The organism is Celeribacter sp. SCSIO 80838, from assembly GCF_056498065.1.
The window spans coordinates 86,711-112,428 of record NZ_JAZKMA010000001.1 but is presented as its reverse complement, the minus strand read 5'-3'; the positions used below and the strand labels follow the sequence as shown (position 1 = coordinate 112,428).

The 25,718-nt window shown below is 62.1% G+C and carries 20 protein-coding genes, 1 tRNA gene and 1 rRNA gene; 11 read left to right on the top strand and 11 right to left on the bottom strand.

Features of this window, described 5'->3' with window-relative positions; genetic code table 11:
* The first annotated feature begins 43 nt into the window (after positions 1-43).
* A 5S ribosomal RNA gene (rrf, locus tag V1475_RS00475) occupies positions 44-158 on the top strand.
* A 154-nt stretch (positions 159-312) separates the two neighbouring features.
* Positions 313-389, top strand: a tRNA-Met gene (locus V1475_RS00470).
* Between the two features lie 199 nt (positions 390-588).
* Here the strand turns inward: V1475_RS00470 and V1475_RS00465 are convergent.
* Positions 589-1,698, bottom strand: coding sequence for a glycosyltransferase 61 family protein (locus V1475_RS00465; protein ID WP_479411186.1), 1,110 nt, complete (start codon positions 1,696-1,698; stop codon positions 589-591).
* A gap of 236 nt (positions 1,699-1,934) precedes the next feature.
* Between V1475_RS00465 and V1475_RS00460 the strand changes: the two genes are divergently transcribed.
* From V1475_RS00460 to V1475_RS00435, 6 genes are all read left to right on the top strand, one after another.
* Positions 1,935-2,744, top strand: coding sequence for a hypothetical protein (locus V1475_RS00460; RefSeq protein WP_434290729.1), 810 nt, complete (start codon positions 1,935-1,937; stop codon positions 2,742-2,744).
* Between the two features lie 9 nt (positions 2,745-2,753).
* Positions 2,754-4,547 carry a glycosyltransferase family 2 protein gene (locus tag V1475_RS00455; protein ID WP_479411185.1) on the top strand — a complete coding sequence of 598 codons (1,794 nt, stop codon included), beginning with the start codon at positions 2,754-2,756 and terminating at the stop codon, positions 4,545-4,547.
* A gap of 82 nt (positions 4,548-4,629) precedes the next feature.
* Complete coding sequence (locus V1475_RS00450) at positions 4,630-6,012, top strand: hypothetical protein (RefSeq protein WP_479411184.1); 1,383 nt, start codon at positions 4,630-4,632, stop codon at positions 6,010-6,012.
* Entirely contained in the window at positions 6,012-6,743 is a 732-nt protein-coding gene (locus V1475_RS00445; RefSeq protein ID WP_479411183.1) for a hypothetical protein, read from the top strand. Before V1475_RS00450 ends, V1475_RS00445 begins: the two co-directional genes overlap by 1 nt.
* On the top strand, positions 6,733-9,057 hold the full coding sequence (locus V1475_RS00440; RefSeq protein ID WP_479411182.1) for a sulfatase-like hydrolase/transferase: 2,325 nt from the start codon (positions 6,733-6,735) through the stop codon (positions 9,055-9,057). The genes V1475_RS00445 and V1475_RS00440 overlap by 11 nt, the downstream gene beginning before the upstream one ends.
* Position 9,058: 1 nt before the next feature.
* Positions 9,059-10,060 (top strand): glycosyltransferase family 2 protein, encoded by a 1,002-nt coding sequence (locus tag V1475_RS00435; protein WP_479411181.1) that lies wholly within the window; start codon positions 9,059-9,061, stop codon positions 10,058-10,060.
* A gap of 12 nt (positions 10,061-10,072) precedes the next feature.
* On the opposite strand, the gene V1475_RS00430 is transcribed toward V1475_RS00435, so the two are convergent.
* From V1475_RS00430 to V1475_RS00410, 5 genes are all read right to left on the bottom strand, one after another.
* Positions 10,073-11,281: an efflux RND transporter periplasmic adaptor subunit gene (locus V1475_RS00430; RefSeq protein WP_479411180.1), complete on the bottom strand. Its 1,209-nt coding sequence runs from the start codon at positions 11,279-11,281 to the stop codon at positions 10,073-10,075.
* A gap of 4 nt (positions 11,282-11,285) precedes the next feature.
* Positions 11,286-13,652, bottom strand: a complete 2,367-nt coding sequence (locus tag V1475_RS00425) for an ABC transporter permease (RefSeq protein ID WP_479411179.1) — start codon at positions 13,650-13,652, stop codon at positions 11,286-11,288.
* 3 nt (positions 13,653-13,655) lie between these two features.
* Positions 13,656-14,363: an ABC transporter ATP-binding protein gene (locus V1475_RS00420; protein ID WP_479411178.1), complete on the bottom strand. Its 708-nt coding sequence runs from the start codon at positions 14,361-14,363 to the stop codon at positions 13,656-13,658.
* 70 nt (positions 14,364-14,433) lie between these two features.
* A complete protein-coding gene (locus V1475_RS00415) occupies positions 14,434-17,739 on the bottom strand; it encodes a translocation/assembly module TamB domain-containing protein (RefSeq protein ID WP_479411177.1) in 3,306 nt (1,101 codons plus the stop codon).
* Entirely contained in the window at positions 17,736-19,520 is a 1,785-nt protein-coding gene (locus tag V1475_RS00410; protein WP_479411176.1) for an autotransporter assembly complex protein TamA, read from the bottom strand. Before V1475_RS00410 ends, V1475_RS00415 begins: the two co-directional genes overlap by 4 nt.
* Before the next feature lie 180 nt (positions 19,521-19,700).
* On the opposite strand from V1475_RS00410, the gene V1475_RS00405 reads away from it, so the two are divergent.
* Both V1475_RS00405 and V1475_RS00400 read left to right on the top strand, forming a co-directional pair.
* On the top strand, positions 19,701-20,210 hold the full coding sequence (locus V1475_RS00405) for a PhnA domain-containing protein (protein WP_479411175.1): 510 nt from the start codon (positions 19,701-19,703) through the stop codon (positions 20,208-20,210).
* Positions 20,211-20,355: 145 nt separating this feature from the next.
* Positions 20,356-21,306 (top strand): class I SAM-dependent methyltransferase, encoded by a 951-nt coding sequence (locus V1475_RS00400; protein ID WP_479411174.1) that lies wholly within the window; start codon positions 20,356-20,358, stop codon positions 21,304-21,306.
* Positions 21,307-21,321: 15 nt separating this feature from the next.
* On the opposite strand, the gene V1475_RS00395 is transcribed toward V1475_RS00400, so the two are convergent.
* Positions 21,322-21,828, bottom strand: coding sequence for a hypothetical protein (locus V1475_RS00395; protein ID WP_479411173.1), 507 nt, complete (start codon positions 21,826-21,828; stop codon positions 21,322-21,324).
* A gap of 129 nt (positions 21,829-21,957) precedes the next feature.
* Positions 21,958-22,164, bottom strand: a complete 207-nt coding sequence (locus V1475_RS00390; protein ID WP_434290755.1) for a cold-shock protein — start codon at positions 22,162-22,164, stop codon at positions 21,958-21,960.
* A gap of 286 nt (positions 22,165-22,450) precedes the next feature.
* Here V1475_RS00390 and V1475_RS00385 point away from each other — a divergent pair, with 286 nt between their 5' ends.
* Positions 22,451-22,828 carry a BrnA antitoxin family protein gene (locus V1475_RS00385; protein WP_479411172.1) on the top strand — a complete coding sequence of 126 codons (378 nt, stop codon included), beginning with the start codon at positions 22,451-22,453 and terminating at the stop codon, positions 22,826-22,828.
* Positions 22,829-23,065: 237 nt separating this feature from the next.
* Here V1475_RS00385 and V1475_RS00380 read toward each other — a convergent pair whose 3' ends face one another.
* The 3 genes from V1475_RS00380 to ettA all read right to left on the bottom strand — a co-directional run bounded on the left by V1475_RS00380 (position 23,066) and on the right by ettA (position 25,693).
* A complete protein-coding gene (locus tag V1475_RS00380; protein ID WP_479411171.1) occupies positions 23,066-23,551 on the bottom strand; it encodes a hypothetical protein in 486 nt (161 codons plus the stop codon).
* Positions 23,532-23,729 carry a hypothetical protein gene (locus tag V1475_RS00375; RefSeq protein WP_479411170.1) on the bottom strand — a complete coding sequence of 66 codons (198 nt, stop codon included), beginning with the start codon at positions 23,727-23,729 and terminating at the stop codon, positions 23,532-23,534. Before V1475_RS00375 ends, V1475_RS00380 begins: the two co-directional genes overlap by 20 nt.
* A 308-nt stretch (positions 23,730-24,037) precedes the next feature.
* Positions 24,038-25,693 carry an energy-dependent translational throttle protein EttA gene (ettA, locus tag V1475_RS00370; RefSeq protein ID WP_479411169.1) on the bottom strand — a complete coding sequence of 552 codons (1,656 nt, stop codon included), beginning with the start codon at positions 25,691-25,693 and terminating at the stop codon, positions 24,038-24,040.
* Positions 25,694-25,718 lie beyond the last annotated feature (25 nt).

Here is a 25,718-nt window from a genome sequence, read left to right as displayed (position 1 = left end):
ACACATACAACTTACTTGACTTGGAAATAAGCTCCTTATTCGGTTTGGTGGTCACAGCGTCAGTGAAACACCCGATCCCTTCCCGAACTCGGCAGTTAAGCACGATTGCGCCAATGGTACTGCGTCTTAAGACGTGGGAGAGTAGGTCACCGCCAAACCTAATAAGAAGCTTATAAATCTCTCTAAACGATAAAAATTCCCCACACGAACAATCATTCGCCCGTGGGGCATATCAGCCTAATTCGTACACTGTGCGATAGGCTAGACATCGGGCTCAAGTAGCGCTCCGCGCGGTAGCCCAAAACAAAGTGTCGCGGGATGGAGCAGCCCGGTAGCTCGTCAGGCTCATAACCTGAAGGTCGTAGGTTCAAATCCTACTCCCGCAACCAATAAACACCATAAAATACAAATCCATAGCGCCCCAACGCGCGCTTTTTGCGTTGTAACACCGCGCTACACATTCCCCAAAGAGTACAAACCGTTCCGAACATCCCCGATTCCTCCCTACAACGTTAGCGTTGTCGAACTGGCGCCGCAGCTGCTCGGGCGGACGGCGAGGACGGTCCGGAAAGTGCCGTGCAGGAGGCTTTAGCGCGAGATCTCCGCAAGGCGGATATCGATGCCGAGTTTCTCGCTCAGGCTCTTCCGTTCCTCCTCGATCACCTCCGCGTCAGGGGCGATCCAACCCGTCGCGTCAGAGATATACTCACTCTCCGCGAGCGCGCGCCCAAGCCTGGGAAAGTCCAGTTCCGCGTAAAGCTCGTTCGATTGCCCCGCGCCGTCAAACTGGTAATAGCGGCCATTGAGCGCATCGATCACCTTGACCTGCATCTTGGCGAACCATCGGTATTGCGTCAGATAGTCGTCGAGCACATCGGCGGGGCGGCGCTGGATGATTGCCAGACGGCTGTCGGGGCGGGCGAAGAAGGCTGCCATGTGCAGCGCGGAATTGTCGCTCGAGATGATCGTATGGGCGGCGGCGTATTGCGCCGCCTGCGCTTCGAGGTCGTGGGTCTGCGGATGGTAGATGTGATAGCCTTCGGCCTTCAGCAGCGCTTCGATCCGGTCCTCGGCAAAATAGCGACCGCGCTTCGAATAAAGTTCGGTGCGCGAGATGTAGATCTTTTCCGGCCCTTCGGGTTTGATGCGATCTGCGAGCACCTTGTGGATATGGGCGCGGAATTCCGGGCTTCCGGCGATCATGTCACCGGTGCCGAAGCCCTGCGGCGCAAGCACGAGGCGCTCGACGCGGGTCGGACCCTTGATCCCGGCGATCTTGCCGATGTCACCGGCGAACATATTGATCATCGGCTCCATCGGCTCAGTGAAGCGTCTGGGGCGGTTCACCTGTTTCTTCATCAGGAAGGCGACGTTTTCGACCTCCGGCATCACGCTGCGGACCCAGAGCCGGGAGGTGGATTCCAGAAGCGCGTGACCGAAATGTTGATACAGCAGCCCGCCGAACAGCCATGTGCCCTTGAGTTCCTCTTCAGCCTCGGGGGGCGGGCCTTTCGGCTCGGTGGTGGTGGCGGCGGAAGTGTTGCGGAAACACTGACTGAGCGGCTGATAGACCCCCTGTGCATCATAGACCCCGGCGGGCCGGGAAATGCCGCGCTTGCGTCCTTCGCCCCAAGGCACGATGAGCGCGTTTTCGAGTGTCACGATGTCATCGGTCAGCGGAGTCTGGGGATTGAACACGGGCGGGATCTCGTCACATTTTGCCTTTGGCGGGAGACTAGCACAGATCGCCTTGGGCGCAATCGAGTTGCGGCGGGGACGGGGGGGACAAGCACCGGGTTTCGCATGATTTCTCACGATTTTCCCCCTGAGTGGCCGCTGCGCGGCGATAGACAGGCCGGGGCGCTTGGGATAAGCTCCGCAGGAAAAGGGCAGAGACCCCGTTCATATGGTCAACCAGGGCAGAGAGTATCATCATGGAACTGAACCGTCGTCCCGTCGCCTCCCTGTGGATCGGCGACAAGCTGCAATATCTCAACCAGCTGTGTCTCAAGTCGCATCTGCGGCATGGCCATCCGACGACGCTCTATTGCACCGATGAGGTGACGAACGCGCCCGAAGGGGTGGAAATCCGTCCCGCCACCGAGATCATGGACATAGACATGAGCGTGGTGGAGAACACCTCCGCCTCCTTCCTGTCGAATGTGTTCCGCTACAAGATGATCCAAAAGACCGGCGCGATCTGGATCGATTGCGATGCGTTTTGTCACAAGCCCTTTCCGGACGAATGGGAGCATATCTATGCGGGTCACGGCATGCGGGGGGCGCTGAACTGTGGTGTGGTCGGCATTCCGCAAAAGGGCGAGCTGATGGACCGGCTGCTGGATTATTACGACAACCTGCCGGATTACCCGGCCTGGTGGAACAAGAACCAGCGCCGCAAGATGGACAAGCTCGACCCGTCGATCCCGCTGCCGGTTCGGATCTATAAAACCGAGCGTACCGCCTTCGGGCCGCAGGCCTTCACCTATTTCGCGCAACAAACCGGCGACATCGAACGCGCGATGAACAACGATGTGCTCTACCCGGTGCCGTTCCAGCTCAACGATATTTTCTACGATCCCTACGGGCGCGTCGAAGGCTGGTTCACCGAGAACACGGTGAGCGTGCATCTTTACACCAACGGCACCAAACCGTGGTGGCGCAAGAACGTGCCGCTGGAGAATTCCTATGCCGATCGCATGTGCAAGGAAGTGGGGATCGACCCGTCTCTGGCGCTGGAGTAAGCGCGCGGCATGGACCTGAAAAAACATGTCAGCCCGCATGGCACGGTGATGGCCGTGTCGATGATGAAGGACGAAGCGCCCTATCTTCTGGAGTGGTTCGCTCATCATATGGCGGTCGGCTTCACCGATATTCTGGTCTACACCAACGATTGCAGCGACGGCACGGACGATATGCTGATCCGGCTCGAAGAGCTGGGACTGGGCTATCACCGGCGCAATGACATCCCCGAAGGCATCAAGCCGCAGCCCTCCGCGCTCAACTATGCGCAGGACGAGCCGCTGGTGGGGGCGGCGGATTGGGTGTTGGTGTTCGATGCGGATGAGTTTCTCTGCATCAAGCATGGCGACGGCACGCTCGACGGCATGCTGAGCGAGGCGGAAGAGAAGGGGGCCAATGGCATCGTCATCACATGGCGCATTTTCGGGTCGGGCTATGTCGAGGACTGGTCGCGCGATCCTGTGACGGAGCAATATCTCTATGCCGCGCCGCCCCTGTGGAACAAGGGCTGGGGCGTCAAGACGCTGTTCAAATTCGACCCGGAATATTGGAAGCTCGGCATTCACCGCCCGAAGATGAAGACCAAACATCTCAAGGACGGCTATCCCGACACGGTGCATTGGCTCAACGGTTCCGGCGCGCCGATGGAGGATTATTTCAAGTTCCGCGGCTGGCGCTCGATCCGGCGCACGCTGGGCTATGACTGGGCGCAGATGAACCACTATGCGGTCAAGGGTATCGACGCCTATGCGATCCGCAAATTCCGCGGCAACGTGAACAACAAGAAAGACAAATACAACGCGGATTACTGGGCGCTTCAGGACCGCAACGAGGTGAAAGACGACTCGATTTTGCGCCATGCCAAGCGGCGTGCGGAGATCATGGCAGAGTTGCTGAAGGACCCGGTTCTGAACCGGCTCCATTTCGCGGCCCTCGACCGGGTTGAGGCGCGGCTCAACGCGTACAAACAGACCGAAGCCTATGCCGAGATGAAGCGCGGGCTGATCGAGGCGGGCAAGGTGCCGATCAACAAGGTCGTCGCGAAACCGCCGCAGGCCCGCGACCCGGCCAAGATCGCCGCGCTCATGAGCGAGGTTGAAAAGACCACCTCCGACAAACCCAAAGAAGAGCGCCGCAACCCGGTGGCCGATGGCTGGCATGACGATTTTCTGCCGCCGAAGGTGAAATTGCAGGACAATCCGCATATCGACGTGGTCGCCAATCATGACATCATGATCCCGGCCGATGCCGCCGTGTTCGGACCCGATGCGCTCGACCAGATCGCGGAGGGCAAATACGCGCGTCGTCACATGCGGTTCATCACCGCGCAGTTGCAGGCTGGGGACCGGTTTCTCAACATCGGCGGCGAGGCGGGGGTCGTGGTGCTTCAGGCGCTCAAGACCGTCCCCGATCTCATCGCCATGGCCCAGCACAGCCGCCCCGACATCGCGCGGGTGACCGAAGGCTTGGCACGGCGCAACGGTCTGATGGACAGCTCGCGGTTACGGGTCACCGACGGGCCGCTGGTGTTCGCCACGGACGGGCGCGACGAAGCGAGTGGCTTTCTGGCCTATGCCAAGGATTTCCGCCCCTCCGTCTTGCGGCTTTGCGACCGGGATGTGACGCCGGGCGTGCTTTTGAACATGAAGCTCGACCGGTTGCGCCGGATCATCCTGCCGATGGAGCTGTTTTGTGAGGATGCGCCGCAAGAGGCTTATCGGGACGTGCTTGAAGGGCTCGGGTTCGCGCTCAACGAGGACTGGCAGGATCGCGGCATGCTGATCTTCGATCGGAGCCGAACATGACGCAGGGCGGTCGAGACCGGGCCGCGTGACAGGGCGGTACATTCCGGACTATCTTTGAAACAGGGTTCAGCAAGGGCAGGCAATGTCTTCCGACGAAAGACGCATCGAGCAAACGGGTGACGGGCAAGTCCTTTTGCGGGCGCGCAATGGCGATGTCATTCGCTATGACGACACCGGGCTGATCCTGAACCTGTCCGATCAGGTCGTGGCCGATCTGCGCCAGCGCCTTTTCGCGCCGTTGGATGCCGAGCTTCTGGGCGATCTCGATGCGTGGAACCTGCGCGCGCAGGGAGAGTGGCTGTTCTTCGAGGCCAATCTTCCGGGCATGCCGGGGCCGCGCGGCTATCGGCGGGCCTTGGCAGGCGGAGCCATTCTGGCGGAAACGCCGGGGCCGGTTCTGGGCGTGTTGAGCCTTGGCGGCGCGCGGCGCGCGGGCGCCATTCCGGGGGCCGGGGCCTATCCCTATCATATCGTGGCGCCCGAGGACGACATCGGCGCGGTCGGCATGGCCGGGATCGAGGATGCGCCCGAAACCCATCGCGCCGAGGGCCTGCGCGAACAGACTCAGGACGCGCTTTTGGCCGAGGACATGCTGCGGCTGCGGCAGGCGTCGGGGCGGGGGCTTCCCCTGATCCTTGCACGTTGCGAGACCGACTGCGCGGCCTCTCTGGCCGATCTGGCGTCGGGCAAGGCCTTTGACAATCTGATGCGCGCCGCCGCCAATCTCAAGGCGCTGGCCGGGACCCTGAACAAACCCGCAAAGCTTGCCGCGCTGAGCGTCGATTTCGCGCTCGAAGACATTCTGACGCCGGAGGCCGAGTTTGCGCCTGCGATGCGTGCACTTCTGGAGCGGCTCGCCAAGGCCTTCTGGGCCATCGACCTGCGGCCGGTTCCGGCGCTGATGGTGTTTGACACCATGGCCTCCGCGCCGGGGCGCGACCGGCGGGCGGCGCAATGGGAGCTGGCGGTTTACGGCGGCGAGATGGGGCCGGTCTTTACGCTTCCGAGCTATGCTTTGGAGATGAATGAGGCGCTGCGTCCGACCGAAGCGGCGATGCGCCTGCGCGCCCGCATGGAGGCGGCGGCATTGATGGAGATCGAAGCCGGGCGGGGATGGCATTGTCCGAGGGTCTTGTTGGCCGAATGGGAGGGCAAGCGCGCGATCCGGCTGCGCACCGATGCGGCGACGCCTCTGGTGCTCGATGCCGACACTCCGTTTGACGCCGTCGATTGCGGGTTCAGGATCGTGGGGCCGGAGGGCGCGATTGCGATTGCTTCGGTCACGGTGGATGCAGACGAGCCGCGCGATGTTGTGATCGAACTGGCGGAAAACGCCCCGCGCAAAGGGCTGATGCTGAGCTACGCCTGGGACGGTCCGGGGGCCTTGCGTGACAGTTGGACGTCTTCGCTTGCGCCCGATGTGAAACGCTGGGCCTTGCCCGCCCGGCTTGAGGTGCATGGCTGATGTTGTATGTCGATATGGACCTGCCCAAAGGCGCATTACTGCCCGATCCGGGCGCGGCGGAAAATCCCGGCGGCATCGTGTTCGATGCGACCGGGCTGGTCTTCGCAGCGGAGGCCGTGACCGGCTGGCGCGATCTGACCGGGATGCGGCTTGCGCGCCCGGCTTCCCCGAATGAGGGCCATGCGCGGCAAGAAACCCTTGGTGCCCGGCCCGTCTTGCGGCTGCGGGACGGGGTGAATTGCGGATTTGTCCTTGAAGAACTGGCGATTCAGGCGCCCCGGTTCAGTGTGGCGGTGATGTTTGCCTCTCCGATGGGGCGGGCCAGTACGCTGATGACGCTGAACCCGCGCGAGGGGCGCGATTATCTTTTTCTGTCCGAGGCCGACGGGGTGGTTGAGCTGAAATTCCGGGATGGCGTGGCGGGTCTGACCCGACCCATGGCGCATTCGCAGGGGCGTTTCTCGCTGGTCTGTGCTTCGGTCGAGGGCGGCAAGATGAAATTGGCGGTCAATGGCGAGACGCCCGGCGGGCTGGCTGTGCCTTCGGGGCTGGAGGCCGGGTTTCATGACCTGTTCATCGGCTGTCGCAGCGACCGGGCGGGGATCAAAAAGACGCTGGGCGAGGCGCAGATCGCGCGGCTTTGGATCTGGCCGGGCGAGGATGTGTTTGCGGGTGAGGCCTATGGCAAGCTGACGGCGCTTTGGCAAAAGGAGGCGGCCTATGGGCTTTGATCGCGAGAGCGTCCGGGGCGACAATCTTTGTGTCATCTGGATTGATGACATGATCGACATTTTTACATGGCGCACCGCGTTTGGGATCGAGATCAAGACGCCGAATATCGACCGGCTGATGGCCAGGGGCGCGCGGTTTGCGAATGCCTATGCCACCGTGCCGCTCTGCGCGCCCTGCCGCGCCGAACTGGCGACGGGGCTTTCGCCGTTTCGCACCGGGCTTGTCGATCTCAATCGGCTCTGGCGCGATGTTCTGCCGCCGACGGCGGCGTGGCAATACGATCTGCGCCGCGTCGGGTTCGAGACCTTCACCACCGGCAAAACGGACGGCAATTACAAAGCCATGCCGGAAGAGTACAAACGCCTGTTGTTCCATCACGACGTGGAGGCCAATGACAAGGGCGGGCGCAAGGGGGTTAAGGATTACCTCGATGGCAAGGGGCCGGGGGTTGCGGGGGTCAATCACCCGAATGACGACGGATCGCAGGACGACCGGTTTTTCGATTTTTGGGTGGCGCAGAATGCCATCGACCATCTGGCGAAAATCGACCCCAAGCGGCGGCACCTCATTCAGCTGGGGTTCAAGCATCCGCATTACAATCTGGTGACGCCGGACCGGTTTTATCAGATGTATGATGTTGAGAAGATCACTTGGCCGGAGATCGCCGCCGAGGCGGATTATCACGGGCCGCAGCCGGGCATGGCGGTTTATGAACTCGCGTATATCGTCAACGGTCAATGGACGCCGGAGCGGGCGGGGGACGAGGGCTGGCGGCAGGTGGTGCGCGCCTATTTCGCGGCCTGTTCGCATGTGGACCATGAGATCGGGCGGTTCCTCGATGCGCTGGAGGCCTCCGAGATCGGCGATAAAACGACGGTGCTTTTGCTGTCGGACAACGGGTTCAACCTCGGCAATCACGACAGTTTCCACAAGATGAGCCAATGGGACAGTGCGGCCCATGTGCCGCTCTGCGTCTGGTCGCCGCGAATGGAGGCGGGGACGGAGGTCACGCTGCCGGTGTCGCTGCACAATGTGCCGAAAACGATCATGGATCTGGCTGGGCTGCCCTATCGGCCCGATTGGGTGTCGGGGCAGAGCCTTTTGCCGCTGATCCATGAGAGCTTTGGCACGTTCGACACTTCGAAATCGCCGATCACCTGTGTGTTCGGCACGTTGTCGGTGCGGCCTTCAGTCGAGGGGCTGAGCCAGTATCGTTACTTCCGCTACCCGAATGGCGAGGAGCACGTTTACGACGTGGTGGCCGATCCGGGCGAGACTACGAACCTTGCCGAGACCGCACCTTTGGAACGGTTGCGCGAGGAGCTTGTCAAAGGTGCTTTGAACCTCGGGCTGGACCTGAGGGGCTTTGAAAACCCCGCCGATGGCGTGAACGCGATGATGGCGGTCGATGGCACTGTGGTGATGGCCGGGGGGCGGGGCGATAACGATTACTGGGCCTATGGCTCGGACGCCGAGAAGATCGTTGAGGACAAGGACGGCGGCACGGATACGCTTTGGTATATGGCGGGGCCGGACGATTATGTTTTGCACGCGCCCGCCAACATCGAGAAAATCCGCATCGCCACGGTGGTGTCGCGCAATGAGAAAGCCAATGCGGACGGCTCGCGCGATGGCAAACGCCTGCGCATTGTGGCCCATCCCGACAGCCCGATCGAGTTTGAAACCTCGGAGCGGGTGACGATCGAGGTGCAGGGCTCGCTGGGCGACGATGTGATGATCGGGCCGAAATACGCGGGTGCGGAATTCCATGGCGGGGCTGGCAATGACCGGCTGATCGCGCGCTCGAAACGGCGCAAGGACCGCAACCGCTTCTTTGGCGGGGCGGGCAACGATTACCTCTGGGGCGGCGGCGGGCACGACCATTTGGATGGCGGCACGGGCGACGATGAGATTCACGGCAACGAAGGCCACAACACGATCTTCGGCGGTCATGGCAACGATCTGATCACCGACGGGCCGGGATCTTCGGAGATCGACACAGGGCCGGGGCGCAACCGGGTGATTTCGGAAGAGGGCGACGACACGATCCGCGTCGGCACAGGGGAGAACACGCTCACCGGCGGGCCGGGAAAGACCACCTATGTCATCGCCTGGGGCGGGCTGAGCCGGATCACCGACTGGCATCCGGGGGTGACGCTCGATCTCACGGATTGGCCGGGGGTGCCGGAGATCGGTGTGATCGGCGGGGAGGTTCAGATCCGTCTCGGGGCGTCTGTTGTGATCCTTGAGAGAGTGACGGATGTCGAGGCCGTCACCGGGACTGTGCAAAGCAACAGGAACAAGGGGCGCTGAGATGGCGAAGAAAAGCCGCTACATGATCGTGACGCCGATGAAGAACGAGGGGCCTTATATCCTCGATTGGGTGGCGCATCACATGGCGCTGGGGTTCGATCATTTCTTTGTCGTGACCAACGATTGCGACGATGGCACCGACCGCATTCTCGACCGTCTGGCCGAGATGGGCCATGTCACCCATGTGCCCAACCCGCGGATGCTCAAACGCAGTCAGGGCGCCTGGCATGTCATGACGCTGCGCTATGCCGCGCTGTTCAACATCTACCGCGATGCCGACTGGATCATGTTTTCCGACGTGGACGAATATCTCCAGATCAACACACGGACGAAGACCCTCGACGGGTTTCTCGAACGGGTCGGCAAGACGGATGTGATTTCCTTCACCTCGGTCCCCTATAACAGCAACGGCCACAAGACCTTTGTCGATGCGCCGCTGGTCGGGCAGTTCACTCAGCGCAACAAGGGCTATGAGGCGGCGCGCGTGGACGGCAAGCTGGTGTCGAATGCGGTGAAAACGATGTTTCGCAACGAAGTCCCGTTCTCGCGGCGGCGCAATCACCGGCCCCTGTTGGCGAGCTTTTCTGAGACCGGGTTTGTCTGGCGGGACGGTTCCGGCCATGTGCTCGATGCGGAGTATACCGATGGCGGGGCCAAGGCGATTGACGCGGTGAGCACCGTGGAGTTCGCGCAGCTGAACCACTACGCGATCCGCAGCATGGAGGCGTTTCTGGTCAAGGTGGATCGCGGCGATGCGGTGCTGACCGAGCGGCTGGGGGCCTCCGTGAACTATTGGAAGGGGTATAACACCCCCGGCGATGAGGATCTGCGCTATGCCACGCCGTCGCCTGCGGCCCGCAAGATCCGCGCAGGGTTTGCCCGCGATCCGGAACTGGTGGAATGGCATGAGTTCGCCGTGGCGACGCATAAGGCCAAGGTGGCGCAGATCCTTGAGACCGAAGAGGGGCGGGGGCTTGCCGAGCGGATCGGCTATTTTTCGTAACAGGCTCGGGGTTCAGAGGTTGTCGCGGTCGACGATGCGCACCCCGTCCACAATCGTGTCGGCGGGGTGAGGGATGACCTGATCGCCCTCATTGAGCCCGGACAGAACCTCGACCATCCGATCCGATTGGTGGCCGATCTCGATCGGTTGCAAACGGGCTATGCCGCCCGCGTTGACGAACACCGCCCAGCCATCGCCGTTGCGGAAAATCGCGGAGACCGGGATCATCACCACGTCATCGGCCTCCCATTCGACCACTTTGAGAAACACGGAATATTGGTGTCCGAGGCCGGGGCGCTTGTCGGCCGGGGTGACGAGATCAAAAACGGCGGAGACGCGTTGTTCTTCGATGCCGAGAGAGGACGTATGGGTTTCGGCCTTGGGCGCGAGACTTTTGAGCCGGGCTTCGAGTGCAGGCGTGCCGCCCCAGCGTTCGACCATGGCGCGGGCGCCGATTTCGAGGCCGACCGCATCGGAGGAGAGCAGATCCGCCTCGATTTCGAGATCGGTCACATCGCCCAAGGACAACAGAGATGACCCGACCGCGACGGCGTGTTCGGAGACTTGGGTGATGGAAAGAACCTTGCCGGAGATGGGGGCCGTGAGCGCGATGCAACAGGTCTCGGCCGTGCTTTCCGCGGCTCCGGGTTCGATCAGGGCCGCCTTGGCGCGGGCTAGGGAAGACTGGGCCATTTGTACGTTCGACACGGCGGCGTCGCGCGCGGCATTGCGGACGGAGAGGAGCTGTTGTGCGTCCTCCAGTGTGGTCACGGAGGAGACGCCACGGGTGACAAGCGCTTTGGTGCGTTCGAACTGGCTTTGGGCGTAGGACAGCTCTTCTTCGGATTGCCGCAACTGAGCCTGAGCGAGATCCGCAGCGGCTTCGGCTTCGCGGACGGCGGCCTCAAGCTGAACCCGGCTCCGGGCGTCGATCAGGGAGGGGCTCAGGGGTTCGACGCGGGCAACCGTATCGCCCGCCACCACCTCATCGCCCTCCTCGACCGGCGAACGCAAGGCCGTGCCCGCGATGGGGGAGGAGACTTCGTAGAGATTGCGGATGCGCGTCTTGCCGTCGGCGTTGATCGTCACCTCCATATGCCCGCGTGTGACCTCGGTGAGGTCCACGGCCACCGGATGCGGACGGAAGGCAATGAACAGGAGGGCGGCGACAAGCGCCAGGACGATCAGGCTCAAAAGCGATTTGCGGGATTTCGAAGTCATCAGGTCACTCCCGGGTTTTCATCACGGAGACAAGGTCGAGCCGGTCCACGCGTTGCCGCACCACCATGACGGAGGTGAACGCCGTCGCCAAGACCACAAGCGAGGCGGTGGCATAGGCGGCGGGCGGCAGGACCATCGGAATATTGTAGAGATCGGAGGTGAAACTCGCGGCCATCAGATGCCCGAGCCCGTACCCGATCAGCCAGCCCAGAGGCTGGGCCAAGGCGGCGATCAGCATGATTTCCCCGACCAGAACATAGGAGACTTCCCAGTTCGAGAAGCCGAGGATGCGGAGCGAGGCCAGTTCGCGGGCGCGCTCTGACAGTTGGATGCGGGCGCTGTTGTAGGTCAGCCCGACGGTGATCAACACGGCGACGATGATGAACAACCCGTTCATGATCGAGATATTCTCATCCACCGTGGCCGCGAAAGACGCTTTCATATCGGTCACCCGCACAGCGCCCGAGATCATCGGGGTTTCCTTGATGGCTTCGTTGAAGGCTTCGTCCCGGGTCGGGTCGAGCGTGACGTTCGCGACCGAGATTTGCGGGATGCTGCGGGTGAGCCGGGCCATCTCCGCGCGGGTCATATAGGCGCCGAGGCCAAAGAATTGCTCGGTCACGCCCGCAACGCGCAGGCGATAGGTCTCGCGCCGCCCGGTCATGAATTCGACCTCAACGAGATCGCCGGGGGCCAGATCCAGAACCTCGGCGACACGCGTGGTGATCAAAAGTCCGTTGCCCTCGGCTTCGACCACATGGCCGGTCGCGTCGATGGAGCGCGCGAGCGTCGCGCCCGAGCCGCGGGTGACGATGGAAAGCTGTTTCTCCAGAGGACCGTGCCGCAGTTTGACGGCGGTGTAGAGCTCGCCCTCCGCCTCCATCACGCCGGGCAGTTTGCGCACGTCTTCGAACGCCGAGAGCGGGCGGTCTTTGGAGAACAACAATACCGTGTCCTCGCGGTTCGACTGGTTGAAGGCGACATCGGAAATCTCATCCATCGAATAGGAAAAAAAACCGACCGCGATCATGATCGCCACGGCCAGAGACAGGCCAAGCGCCGACATGGCGGCGCGGAGCGGCCAGCGAAAGATCGAGCGCCAGATCATCATCGAGGGCTGGCTGAGGCGGGCCGCGGCCAGCATTCGGTCGAAGAGCGAGCGTTTGTAGCGCGGCGGCGCGGGCGGCGACATGGCAACGGCGGGGGGCAGGCGCGCGGCCCCCATTGCCGAGCGCAGCGCGCCTAGGGCGGCGGTCAAAAGCGCGAGAAAACCGGAGATCGCATAGGCGTCATAGGAGACGTTGAAGATGAGATAGGGGAATTTGAAATATTGCGCGTATTCGGCGGCCATCCAGCGCGCCGACATGCCGCCGGTGATCCAGCCGATGACGATGCCGAGAATGGCGGTCAGCCCGGCCATCAAAACGTAATGCGCGGCGATATGCAGATCGGTATAGCCCAAAGCTTTGAGCAATCCGATCTCGGCGCGTTCAAGCGCGATGATCCGCCCGATCACCATATTGACGAGAAAGGCGGAGATGCCAAAGAACACCGGCGGCAGGATGGTCGCCATGTTCTTGAGCTGTTTGATTTCGGTGGCAACGAAGGCGTTGGAGGCCTGATCCGCGCGGCCATAGGCCCCGGTGCCGCCATAGGGCGCCAAAAGATCATCGAGCGCGTCGATCACCCGGTCCTCATTGGCATCGCGCGACAGCGAGAGCGTGACGGTGTTGAACGCGCCGGACATATCGAAAGCGGCGGCGAGCATATGCTCGGGCATCCACATCACGCCGAAGCTCGCATCATCGGGCATGAGCGTGCCGGGGCCGATCGCGTAGACGAACTCGGGCGAGAGCGCCGTGCCGGTGATGGTGAGCGTCCGTTTCTGGCCGGACATCAGCGCATCGAACGTGTCGCCCAGGGCAAAGCCATTCGCCTCGGCAAAGGGTTCGGTGACGAGAACCTCGTCAGTCGCCTGCGGATCGGGCAGGCGACCGGAGCGCAGGATCGGCACGTTGAGCATGGGCATTTCGCCATTCTCCGGCAGGCTGAGCGCCAGCCCCGTGGCGGATTTGACCCGGCCCGGAATGTCGAGCATGAGATATTCCTGAACCCGCGCCTCGGCGGTCTGGACGCCCTCGATGGCGGCGATCTCAGTTAGAAGCGGGCGGGGGGCTTTCTCGGTGGAGGCCCAAACATCGGCGAACTCGTTCCGCTCATAGAAGGCCTCCAGCGTATCGTCGAGCGCGCGATACATGCCGAAAGCCGTCAAAAGGATCATCACCCCGCAGGCCAAAACCAAAGCGATGGCCAACGACTGACCCCAGAGCCGCCGGAAGTCGCGCAGGAGTTTCTTGTCGAGCGCATGCATGGTCTACCACACGATCTCGGAAGGTTTGAGCCGGGAGGCGTTGGTGGCGACCGAGCCAATATTGCCGTCCTGAAACCGCACCACGCGATGCGCCATGGCCTGAATGGCGGCGTTGTGGGTGATGACGATGGCGGTGGTGCCGAGATCCTCGTTGATCTCCCGGATCGCCTCCAGAACCTGAACGCCGGTGGTGCTGTCCAAAGCGCCGGTGGGTTCGTCGCACAGGAGCACTTCGGGGCGTTTGGCGATGGCGCGGGCAATGGCGACGCGCTGTTGTTGGCCGCCCGACAACTCGGCTGGGAAGTGGTCGATCCGGTCGCTCATGCCGACGCGGGCCAAGGCCTCCTCGGCGCTCATCGGGTTGGGGGCGATGTCCGTGACCATCTGGACGTTTTCGCGTGCGGTCAGCGACGGCACGAGATTGTAGAACTGAAAAACAAAGCCGACATGATCGCGCCGGTAGCGGGTCAGCGCCCGGTCCGAGAGCGTGGTCAGATTGCGGCCACGGAACTCTACAAGGCCTGAGGTCGCATGATCGAGCCCGCCCAGAATGTTCAGAAGCGTGGACTTGCCCGAGCCGGACGGTCCCAGCAGCACGGTCAGTTCGGACGCGTAGAGATCGAGGTCGACACCGCTCAGGGCGTGCACCTCAGTGCCGCCGGTGTGATAGGTTTTCACAAGCTTTTCGGTATGAAAGACCGTCTCGGCCATGGCGTGCCCCCCTCATGGCGCCAGACTAACCCCATTTCACCTTATCGCCTTGAGACGGGTCAAGCCCGGCTCAGTAATCGCGCTCGAAGAACACGCCGACCCCGGTGTCGCCGTCCGAGCTTGCCGAGCCTTTGATCGTCACGTGGCGCGAGGCGTCGAGGTTGAGGTTGATCACCGACTGGCCGGCATTGTCGATGGTCACATCCGTATAGATCTTGTCGGAAATATATTTGCCGACCTTAAGCGAGGTGTCGCCCTCTTCGGAGGTTTGCAGATCGAGATCGTCCAAACCGAAACTGTCGCGGATCGAGCCCACAAGCCCGCTGCCGCCGCCGGTGAGGGTCGCCACGGCATCGGCCATCTGCGCGGCCTGGAAGGCCGAGATCTCGCTGATGTCCTTGCCGAACAGAAGCTGGGCGAGGATCTCGTCCTGTGGCAGTTCCGGAGAGGAACTCAGCGTCAGTTCCGGCGAACTCAGCGGGCCTTCGGTGATCAGTTGCACGGTCATCGTGTCGGTTTCGGTTTCCGCCACAAGCCGCATCGTCGGGTCCAGCTCGCCCTGAAGCGTGACGGAGCCTTCCTCCATGGTGATCCGTTTGCCCAAAAGCGACAGCCGCCCGCGGATCAGAGAAAATTGCCCGACCGGAATGACATCCGCCGTGGTGCCGCGCAGCCGGAGCTGACCGCCCAACTCGGCGTCGAGACCGCGCCCGCGGATGAAGATCTGGTTCGGCGCGCGGATCGTGAGGTCGAGCCCATAGGCCGCGCTGCTGCCACCGCTTTCACTGACGATCAGCCCCGCCCGGTCGCGGGTGGTGGTGACGGCGGAGGAGGCGCCGACATGGGTCATCTCGGGGATGTCGCCACCGCTGCCAAGGGCAGAGGGCGAGACTGTCACATCGGTCTGCCCGAGCGTGAGCGTGCCCGCAATCGTGCCACCGCCTGCAAGCCCGCCGTCAAAGCTCAGATCGCCGTCGATCGTGGTGCTGTAAAGCTGCGGATCGGTGAGACCCAGCGCGTTGAGACCGATGTCGAGATTGGCGGGCAGAGCGCCGGTCAGACCGATTTGACCGCTGGTCGTCAGGCCGCCGCCCGTGTCGGCGCTGGCGGCGAAGTCGAGCTTTGCCTGTTCGCCATTGAGGGTGACGACACCGCGATCGACGGTGAGTGCCAACCCGGCCGAGGAAATCACCACCCGCGCACCGGAATTGATCTGGACCTGACCGCTGACCGAAGACAGCGCCAGAGGCCCGTTCACTGCAAGATTGAAACTTGTCATGCCCTGAGTGAGCGCGGCGCTGGTCAGCTTGTTCGACAGGCCAAGCGGTGCCGAGCCGGTGAGCGCGAGGGCTGCGGTGGCGAAATCCTGCGCCAGCGTGCCGGAGAGCGCGGCGGTCGATCCGCCCGGCCCGGTCATGTCGGCCTCTGCGGTCCAGGGCGTTTCGGCACCGGTGTGAGACATTTGTGCGTCAAGGCTCAGCGGGCCGCTCAGGGCAACGCCCAGCCGCGCCACATCGTCGAGCCGCGCGGTGAGCGACAGCGCGCCGCTCTCCGTGGTCAATTGCCCTTCGGCTGCCACGTCAAGGGCCCGGGTTTTCAAACTCGTCGGGCGCAGGGTCAAACCGGTTTCGTTGCGTTTCACCCCAACGCTCAGCACGCTTTCGCCGCCGGTGAGCGCATCGAGCTGCTCGATGCCGAATTTGAGATCGGTGCCGGTTGCCTCCATGTCGATGTCGAACGTGCCGTTCAGGGGGGAAAGACTACCTTTCGCCGTGGCGCTCAGCGCGCCGGAAAGGTTCTGTCCCGACAGGGCCGCAAAGCGCGCAAGCCGCGGTGTGTCGAGGCTCATGCGCCCGGTGAATTCGAACCCGGCATCGAGCCCGTCGATGCTGCCCGATGCGGTGGCGCGGGTGGCGTCGGTGCGGGCTTCTAGGCTTTCGATCACAAAGGGCTGACCCTCGCGCCAGAACACCTGACCGGTGAGCGCGGGGGCGGTGCCGACGGCTTCTTGCAAGGCGGGGTCGTCGGAGGCAAACCCCTGAACCGTCAGGCCGAACCGTGCTTTGATCGCGCCCAGAACCGTACCTGCATCATCGCGATTTTGGGTGATCGTGCCCTGTGCGCCCAAACGTGCCGACCCGATGTCGAGCCCGTCCTGCGCATAGCCCGCCATATCGACCGAGGCCGACCAGCTCTGGCCGCGTGTGACGTCATAATTGGCGAGAATCTCGGCATGTTCGACCATGGAGCGCGCCGATCCGAAGGGCAAAAGCACGGGGCGGTCATCGGGGCTCTCAAGGGTGCCGGAGAGCGAGAAGGCGGAGGGCCAGCCATCGGCGGCGATGGTCGTGGCGCCCACGAGCGACAGGGTCCGGGTCGAGAGCGCGAAGCGTTCGAGGTCGAAACCGCCTTCGGGATAGGAGACGCCCTGCGCGGTGAGCGTCGAGGACGGACCGAAGAACCGGGCGTATTCGGCGCTAAAGAGCGGGGTCAGATCGCCCGAGAGATCGGCGGAAAACCGGCGCGGCGCGGGGGCGCCGGGTGCCTCCTCATCGGGTTCGGCGGTGAGCGCCACACGACCCGTGAGCCGCTCTTCGCCCTGTGTCGCAAGCGTGATGTCGGTGGCAAAGCCGTCGAGCGGGCCGGAGCCTTTGGCGGTGAGCGCCAGTGAGGGGGAGCCGGGGAGGTTCGCAAGCGTTGAGACGATACCACCGGCCCCTTCGGCGAGCGAAAGGTCGAGCGACAGCTCTTCGGAGGTGTTGTCGAAGGCGGCGGCGAGGGAGAATGCGCCCTCCGTGCCGTCGATGCGGGTGATCTCGAGCGCCGTGTCGCCGGAGCCGTCTTTGAGTTTCGCCGAACCGGTGAGGCTGATTTCCACTGCTTCACCGAGCTTGAGCACCGGTGCACCGAGATGCACGCGCTCCGCCTCGATGGCGCCGATGTCGATGGACACCGGCAGATCGGGCAGGGAAAACGGTTTGGCCTCCGGGTCGGGCAGATCGACGCCAGTATCCTCGCCCGCGACGGGCAGACGATCGAAGACAATCTCGCCAGCGGCGATCCGTGTCACTTCGAGCCGCCCGGCCAGAAGCGCCTTGCGGCTCCAGTTCAGCTCGGCATCGCGCAGCGTGAACCAGACGCCGTCGGCGTCGGCGATGGTCAGCTCGTCCATTGTGGCGGTCGAGGACAACAGGCCATTGAAGCCTTCGATGCGAATGTCGCGCCCGGCACCCGACAGGTTGTCTTCGAGAAAGCCGACGATCATGGAACGGTCGCGCGCGGTCTCGGCGGTGTTGTCCGCTTCGTTCACACTGTCCTGCGCGGCAAGTGTGAGCGGCAGGGTCGCGGCGAGGGTGATGGGGAGAAGCTTTTTCAAAATGCCTGTCCGATCCCGATGTAGATTTGCATGCCGTCGCCGGTGTCGCCGGAGACCGGCCCCGCGAGGTCGAAGCGGATCGGGCCGAAACTCGTGTTGTAGCGCACTCCAAGCCCCGCGCCCGCATGCCATTCGGCATTGTCGCCGGGCAGGGACCCTGTACCAATGCCGCCGAGATCGTAGAAGCCCACGACAGAAATATTGCCTTTGACCTTGGTGCGCAGCTCGCCGGAGAATCCGAAGAAACTCGACCCGCCGGTCGTATCGCCGCCACCGAGATCGACGCCGAGGGATTGATAGGGCTGGCCCCGCACAGTGCCGCCGCCGCCGGAGAAGAACAGCATGTCGGGCGGCACTTCGGTGTAATCGGCCCAGAGAATGGAGCCGAGCTGCAACCGCCCCGCCAAGGTGAAACGGTCGTCGTCGCCAAATGGGCGATAGGCGCGCCCGTCGGCGAAAAGCCGTGTGCCGGAGGCGGACCCGTTCACGCCGATGAAAGGTTCGATCTCGGCTTCGAAATAGGTGCCGGAGGTCGGGTTGAGGGAATTGTCGCGGGTATCGCGGCTGCCGTCGATGGGCAGGATGACATGCGAGAAACTGCGCGAGCCGAGATCGTCCTCGACCTCGGAATAGCGATAGCCGATCCCGGCGGAAAAGGTCGAATTGGGCGAGGTCTCGACCTCGAAGCCCAAGGTGACTTCGCCGCTGTCGGAGAGATATTCCGGCTCGTCGAGATGCTCGAGCGTGGCGCCCAGTACCAGCGTCGTCTTGCGTGTCACGGTGGCCGGGCGGCGGTAGCTGGTCGACAGCGTCACGTCCACGCCGGTGGTGCTGCCAAGCCCCGCCACTTCGCCTTCGAAGCGCAGACGGTCGGCATTGTCGGTGAGGTTGCGATGCATCCAATAGGCGCTGAGTGTGCCGCCTTCGAGCGAGGACAGTTCCGCACCGAACCCGAGGCGACGGGTCTTTTCATCGACCAGCGTGGCGGTGATGTCGAGACTGTTGTCGGGGTTCAGCGTGTCGGCTTCGCGCAGGGTGATGGAGCGGAAGGTGCCGGTTTTTTGCAGCCGCTTGGTGACGAGAGCGAGCTTTTCCGGGCTGTAGTCGCTGCCGGTCGGCAGGTTGGCGATGCGCCGCAGCCGGTCGTCGCGCACGGTGGTCTTGCCTGCGAAATGCAGATCGCCGAAGGTCACGGCGGGGCCGGGGGCGATGGTCAACTCGGCATCGAGCGTCTCGTCGCGGTGATCGGCGACGATGGACTGGTCGGCGAGTTCCGCCTTGGCGTGCGAGGCGGCGCGCCAGCTTTCGATGGCGGTGTCGGAGGCGTCCGCGATGAGGTTGGAATGGGCCACCTCGCCGCTCACGAACCCCTCCGGCAATTCGGTGCCGGGGGCGAGCGGCGCGACGCGCGCGGTGCCGAAGACGAACTGCGGTCCCGGAGTGACGGTGATGACCACGTTCTGAATGGAAGAAGGCAGGGAAATCAGCGACATGGAGGCGCCTTCCTGACCGTCCACGCGGATCGAAATGCTCGGGCCGTAATAGCCTTCGCGATAGAGTGCGCCGATCAGGTTGCGATAATCGCTCTGGACGGCGGCGATGATCTCCTCGGGTGCGGTGACATCGGTGTCGGCGGCCTCTAGCACCGCAGAGGCGGCTTTGATCTGGGCCTTGAGATCGTCGCCCGCAGTGGTCTCCAGACGTGCGTCAAAGGCCTGCGCGGTGGTGGCGCAAAGCAGCAAAATGGCGGATAGAGCAGTTGATCTTGTCGCGTTCGGCACGGTCGACTTTCCCTCGGACGGTCCCCCCCGTCGCTGCGACTATGCGGATTTTGCGCGCCGGAGGAAAGGGGCCCAGCGCGGATTTTCTCCCCGTTCTTTCACATGGGTCCGATAAGCGGCAGTTTGTCGCTTGCCCCGATAGGGTCCGGGTCTTAGGGTCCGCGAAAAATGGAGGGCGAGATGGCCGAATGTGAGATTTGTGGGGCGTCAGGGCCTCTGACCGAAGTGGCGGTGAGCCCGCGGACGGATGTGGTTGCGCTTTGTGAGACCTGTGCGGTGGGGCTCAAGGGGGAGCCGGTGCCTGAGGGGCATTGGCAGGCGTTGAGCACGTCGATGTGGTCTGAGCGCGATGCGGTCAAGGTGATCTCCTGGCGTCTTTTGAACCGTTTCCGCGACGAAGCCTGGGCGGCGGATGCGCTCGAGATGCTCTATCTCGAGCCTGAGGTCGAGGAGTGGGCCAAGGCTGCCGGTCCCGAAGTGATCCATCGCGACAGTGTCGGCGCGGTGCTGTCCTCGGGCGATACGGTGGTTCTGATCAAGGATCTGCCGGTCAAGGGCGGCGGGTTTACCGCCAAACGCGGCACGGCGGTGCGGGGGATTTCCCTGGTGCCGGACAACGCGGGCCATATCGAAGGCCGTGTCGAAGGTCAGCGGATCGTGATCCTGACCGAGTTCGTCAAAAAGCGCTGAGCGCTCAAAACACTTAAATTGACAGATTCGAAAAGGCGGCGTATCGGGCGCATGATGCACATCAGATGCAGCGTGCCGCCCGTCGCGTGGCCGGTCGACATTTTCGACACGGCAAATGAGCGGGCCCTTTTGAAAGATCCGGATCATGGCGGGGAGCGTGTTTTCCTCGGGGGACCTGACGGCCGACCGTCGGGCGTCCTTTGCCGAAACCCTTGCGCATCTGGGCGATCTCGCCGGGGCGATCGAAACCCTGTCCGGGGCGCTCGAATTGGCGCCGGGCTGGGCGGCAGGGTGGTTTCGTCTGGGCGAATTCATGGAGCTCAGCGGGGAGATCGAGGGGGCCTGTCAGGCTTGGGACAAGGCGGTTCAGGCCGATCCTTCCGACCCTTTGGGAGCGGGCTTGAAACGCGATCTGGCGCGGCGGGTGCCGGTGGCGGAAGCCATGCCGCCCGCTTTCGTCGAACTGCTGTTCGATCAATACGCGCCACGATTCGAGCGTTCACTGGTGGAGAAGCTCGGCTATCGTGGACCGGAAATTCTCATGGACGCTCTGAGGCTTGCGGGGCGGACGCAGTTCGGTTCCGTGCTCGACCTCGGCTGTGGCACCGGGCTTATGGGGACGGTTCTGCGCCCGGTCTCGGCGAGGCTCGAGGGGTATGATATTTCCGACGGCATGTTGGTCGAGGCGGACCGCAAGGGCATCTATGATGTGCTGGACAAGCGTGACATCGCCCGGCTCGATGTGACCGAGCGGCGCTATGATCTGATCGTCGCGGCGGATGTGTTCATCTATCTCGGTGCGCTGGAACGGGTGATCGGCTGGTGCGCCGGATCGCTGGCCGAGGGCGGCGTTCTGGCCTTTACCGTCGAGCTGGGCGATGCGCCGGTCCAACTGCGCGAGAGCCGTCGATTTGCCCATTCTCAGGCCTATGTCGAGGGGCTTTTGGCGGAGGCGGGGTTTGGCTCCATGCGCCTGATGCCCTGCGTGATCCGGGAGGATCGTGGTGTGGCGATCGACGGGCTGGCGGTGGTGGCGGGCAGTCTGAGACTGCGCCATGACCGGGAAGGCGATGGCGATCTGATGGCGTTTGCCTGAGTGGTTCGCCTGAGGTTAGTCGACCGGGATGAAGGTGTAAAAGGTGAGCCCCGCGCCGATCTCGCGGGTGATGATGTAATCGCCGCTCAGACGGTACTGGATGATCCCGGTGCCGCCATGGGTTGGGTCCTGCCGCTCTGCGGTATTTTCGAAGGTCACGACAACCCGGCCAAGACAGGACTCATCCGTCGCAGGGTCCGGGCCGTTCTCGTTGAAATAGGCCATAACCCGTTCTTCGCATTTGGTTTTGTCGGTGATCGATAAGGGTGTATTGTAAATCTCGCCGGAGAGGAAACCGGGGTCTTCGCCGGGATAATTGATCTCTGTGAACATCTGCTGAACGGCGGTCGATTGGCTCGCGTCGAGCGTCAGATCGAGCGTCACGGGGCGGTCGATCCGGGTGTCGATCTTGGCGAGGATTTCGGCGTTGGAATAGCCGGTCAGCGACAGCGTGCCTTCGAGCCTCTCCGCCCAAACCGGGCTGGCAAGACAGGCGAGCGAGAGGAGCAGGGGCAGGCGCATGGCGGTCTCCGGTGGGGTCCGAACAGTGTAACGGCTTTGCGTGAGCTGTCCACTTTCCTGTTCTTCGCGCATGAAAAAGGCCCGGGCGCGCGTAGCGTCCGGGCCGATTTGTCCTGCGTTCGCCAGATATTAGGCGAGAACGAGGTTCACCGCAGATTCGCGGCCGTCACGGCCGGCTTCGATGTCGAAGGTGACCTTCGCGCCATCGGCCAGGCCGGTGAGGCCAGAACGCTCAACAGCAGAGATGTGCACGAACACGTCTTTGTTGCCGCCTTCCGGTTGAATGAAGCCGAAGCCTTTGGTGGAATTGAACCATTTCACGGTGCCAGTGGCCATCGTGTGTACTCCTGTGTATTTGCCCCTCACGACATTGCAGGGACCCGGCGTCGTCGTAATCGTTCGATGACTGTGGCCGGTTAAGGAGAACAGAAGGGTCGAAAGAGGTAACTTAGCGCTGTCCGTATGACATGTTTTCAGGGGTTTGGATAGGGGGATTTTGTGATGTCGGCAAAGCGTCGGCTTTGCGTCGGACTTCTGTCGGACCCCGCGCGCGGTCGGATCAGGCGGGGTTAACCGGTGTCTGTCAGAGTCAGAGTGAGGCATTGTTTTTGAGGAGCGTGCCATGAGACGGCTGACCAAGACCCAACGCCTTGCGCAGGACCGGTTGCAACGCCACGCGGAGGCGCTGGGCCGGTTGGACAGTTTCGATTGGGACGTGGCGCAGATCGTGCCGGAGGCCTGGGCCACGCTGGAACAGGATCTGGATGTCACCGAGAAGAAGTTGAAGGTGACGTTGCGACTGGACGAGAGTGTGGCGAAGTTTTTCCGGGCGCAGGGGGCGGGGTATCAGGCGCGGATCAACCATGTGCTTGGCACCTATGCGCAGATGAAGATCGCGGAGGTGGCGGTGACGGAGCGGCGGTATGAGGCATGGCGCCGGGCGCGGAAGGCGGGGTTGAGCGAGGAGGAGCAGATGAGGGCTTGGCGGGAGGCTGAATAGGTCGAGCTTAAGGGGATGGTATGGAGAGGTCGTTTTGAAATGGAGACCAATCAAAGATGCCTTGGCATCTTTGACGCGAGCCTTCGGCGCAGCCGAGGGCGTGGCTGGCAGCGTATTGCGAAGCAATGTGCGAGAAGCCGCCTTACCCTTCCCCCGTCACGCCGGAGGCGTGCCGACTATGATCGGCGCGCCTTTGGTGCGACGGGAAGTCCCTTTCGGGCCTATATATTCTAATTTCTATTCTTGTGTTTGGTTGATATTTTGGATGGTTAAGGCGTCGATGAGATCAATGCCGAAATACTGCGTGCCGAATGCTAAAAGAGCTAGAATTGCAGATGTAACGAGTGTCGATGCGACGCCGACTTTCAGGAGGTTTCCAAATGAAGCCGAACCTCTAACAGTTCGAGATGCTTCTAAAAATTCCCTTGAAATTGCGGCTTTTTCAATTTCGGGCTTTTCATCTTCTACAAAGGAATTTGCGAAGCCAATTAAAATGTCCTGCGCATCCATTCTATATCGTTCAAGCTGATCATCAGTCGCGTTGCTTTCTGCGAAGCCGCGTTCTTCATCGCTTGAAGGTGGGCGGCTGTGCTTTTCTCTAAATTTTGACGCCCATGATCGTTTGTGACGTTTGTAGAGTGCGTAAGCGACTAAGCCTTCGATGTCTTCGTTATCTTCGCCTGCCAACAGATCGAAGAGCGGATTAAGTTCCTGTGGGCTCATAAAGTTTTTTGTCTTTCAATACGCGTGTAGCAGCGCGGACACCTTTGTTATAAGTGGTAGGCTTTACAGACACCACATGTCGTCCAGAGGCACCATTTTGTTCTTTGGTTGTCCAGCTGCCAGATTGGTTCGATCTTTTGATGATGCGAAAAAAAGCCGTTTTCGGCGCTTTGTTCATCGCTAAATCCCTTTGCTGCTCTCTGAATCATATAGGTATTTAACTTAAGAAGTCATTGATTATTTATTTCGAAATTTGATCGTGCTTTCCAATGTTGAAAAAATTAGAAAATAATGCAGGCCTTTCAGATGGCAATTCGCGGGTTTAGAAAAGGCGCCCGAGGGCGCCTTTGTCAATCTTACTGATCTGAAATCATCGCGCTCCTGCTCCACGGGGCGCGAAGGGCGTGACAAAATTGCGAGCAATTTTGCACGGTTTGCCTCACGCTGTCTTGATCCCAAGCGGAACTACAAGAAATCCCCGCGCTTTTAGCGCGAGAATTTCTTATATTTCAGGCGCTTCGGTTCCAAGGCATCCGGCCCCAACCGCCGCTTCTTGTCTTCCTCGTAATCCTCGAAGTTACCTTCGAACCATTCCACATGGGCATCGCCTTCGAACGCCAGAATGTGGGTACAGATCCGGTCGAGGAAGAAGCGGTCGTGGGAGATGACCACGGCGCAGCCTGCGAATTCCGTCAGCGCGTCTTCCAAAGCACGCAGGGTTTCGACGTCCAAGTCGTTGGTCGGTTCGTCGAGGAGGAGGACGTTGCCGCCGGATTTCAACAGCCGCGCCATGTGGACGCGGTTGCGTTCGCCGCCGGAGAGGACGCCGACTTTCTTCTGCTGATCGCCGCCTTTGAAGTTGAAGGCGGAACAATAGGCGCGGCCGTTCATTTCGGCGTCGCCCAAGGCGATGATCTGTTGGCCGTCGGAGATGGCTTCGAACACGGTCTCGTTCGGGTCCAGATCGTCGCGGGACTGGTCGACGTAGCTGAGCTTGACCGTGTCGCCATATTCGACCGTGCCGGCGTCGGGTTCCAATTGGCCGGTGAGCATGCGGAAGAGCGTCGATTTGCCGGCGCCGTTCGGGCCGATGACGCCGACGATGCCGCCGGGCGGGAGGGAGAAGTCGAGCCCCTCGATCAACTGCTTGTCGCCCATGTGTTTCGACAGGCCATGCACTTCGATGACCTTGGAGCCGAGGCGCGGGCCGTTGGGGATAACGATCTGGGCGCGAGTGATCTTGTCGCGCTCGGATTGCGAGGCGAGGTCGTTGTAGCGGTCGATCCGGGCCTTTTGCTTGGCCTGACGGGCCTTGGCGCCCTGCCGCATCCACTCGAGTTCGCGCTCAAGGGTTTTCTGACGGGTCTTGTCTTCCTTGGCTTCCTGTTCGAGGCGCTTGGCTTTCTGTTCGAGCCATGCGGAATAGTTGCCCTCGTAGGGGATGCCGCGGCCACGGTCCAATTCGAGAATCCAGCCGGTGATGTCATCGAGGAAATACCGGTCGTGGGTGACGATCAGGATCGTGCCCTTGTACTCGATGAGGTGCTGTTGCAGCCAGGCGATGGTTTCGGCGTCGAGGTGGTTGGTCGGTTCGTCGAGGAGCAGCATGTCGGGGGCTTCGAGCAGGAGCTTGCAGAGCGCGACACGGCGTTTCTCGCCGCCCGAGAGCGTGGTGACATCGGCGTCATCGGGGGGGCAGCGCAGGGCCTCCATGGAGACGTCGATCTGGCTGTCGAGATCCCAGAGGTTCTGGGCGTCGATCTCGTCCTGGAGCTTGGCCATCTCGTCGGCGGTCTCGTCGGAGTAGTTCATGGCGAGCTCGTTGTAACGGTCGAGGATCGCCTTTTTGGCGGCCACACCCAGCATGACGTTGCCGCGCACGTCGAGGGACGGGTCGAGCTCCGGCTCCTGCGGCAGGTAGCCGACTTTGGCGCCCTCGGCGGCCCATGCTTCGCCCTGGAAGTCCTTGTCCATGCCCGCCATGATGCGCATGAGGGTCGATTTACCGGTGCCGTTGACACCGACGACGCCGATTTTCACGCCCGGGAGGAAGGAGAGGCGGATGTTCTCGAACACCTTCTTGCCGCCGGGGTAGGTCTTGGACACGCCGTCCATGTGGTAGACGTATTGATAGGCTGCCATTTGGGGGCTCCTTTGGGGGGAATGG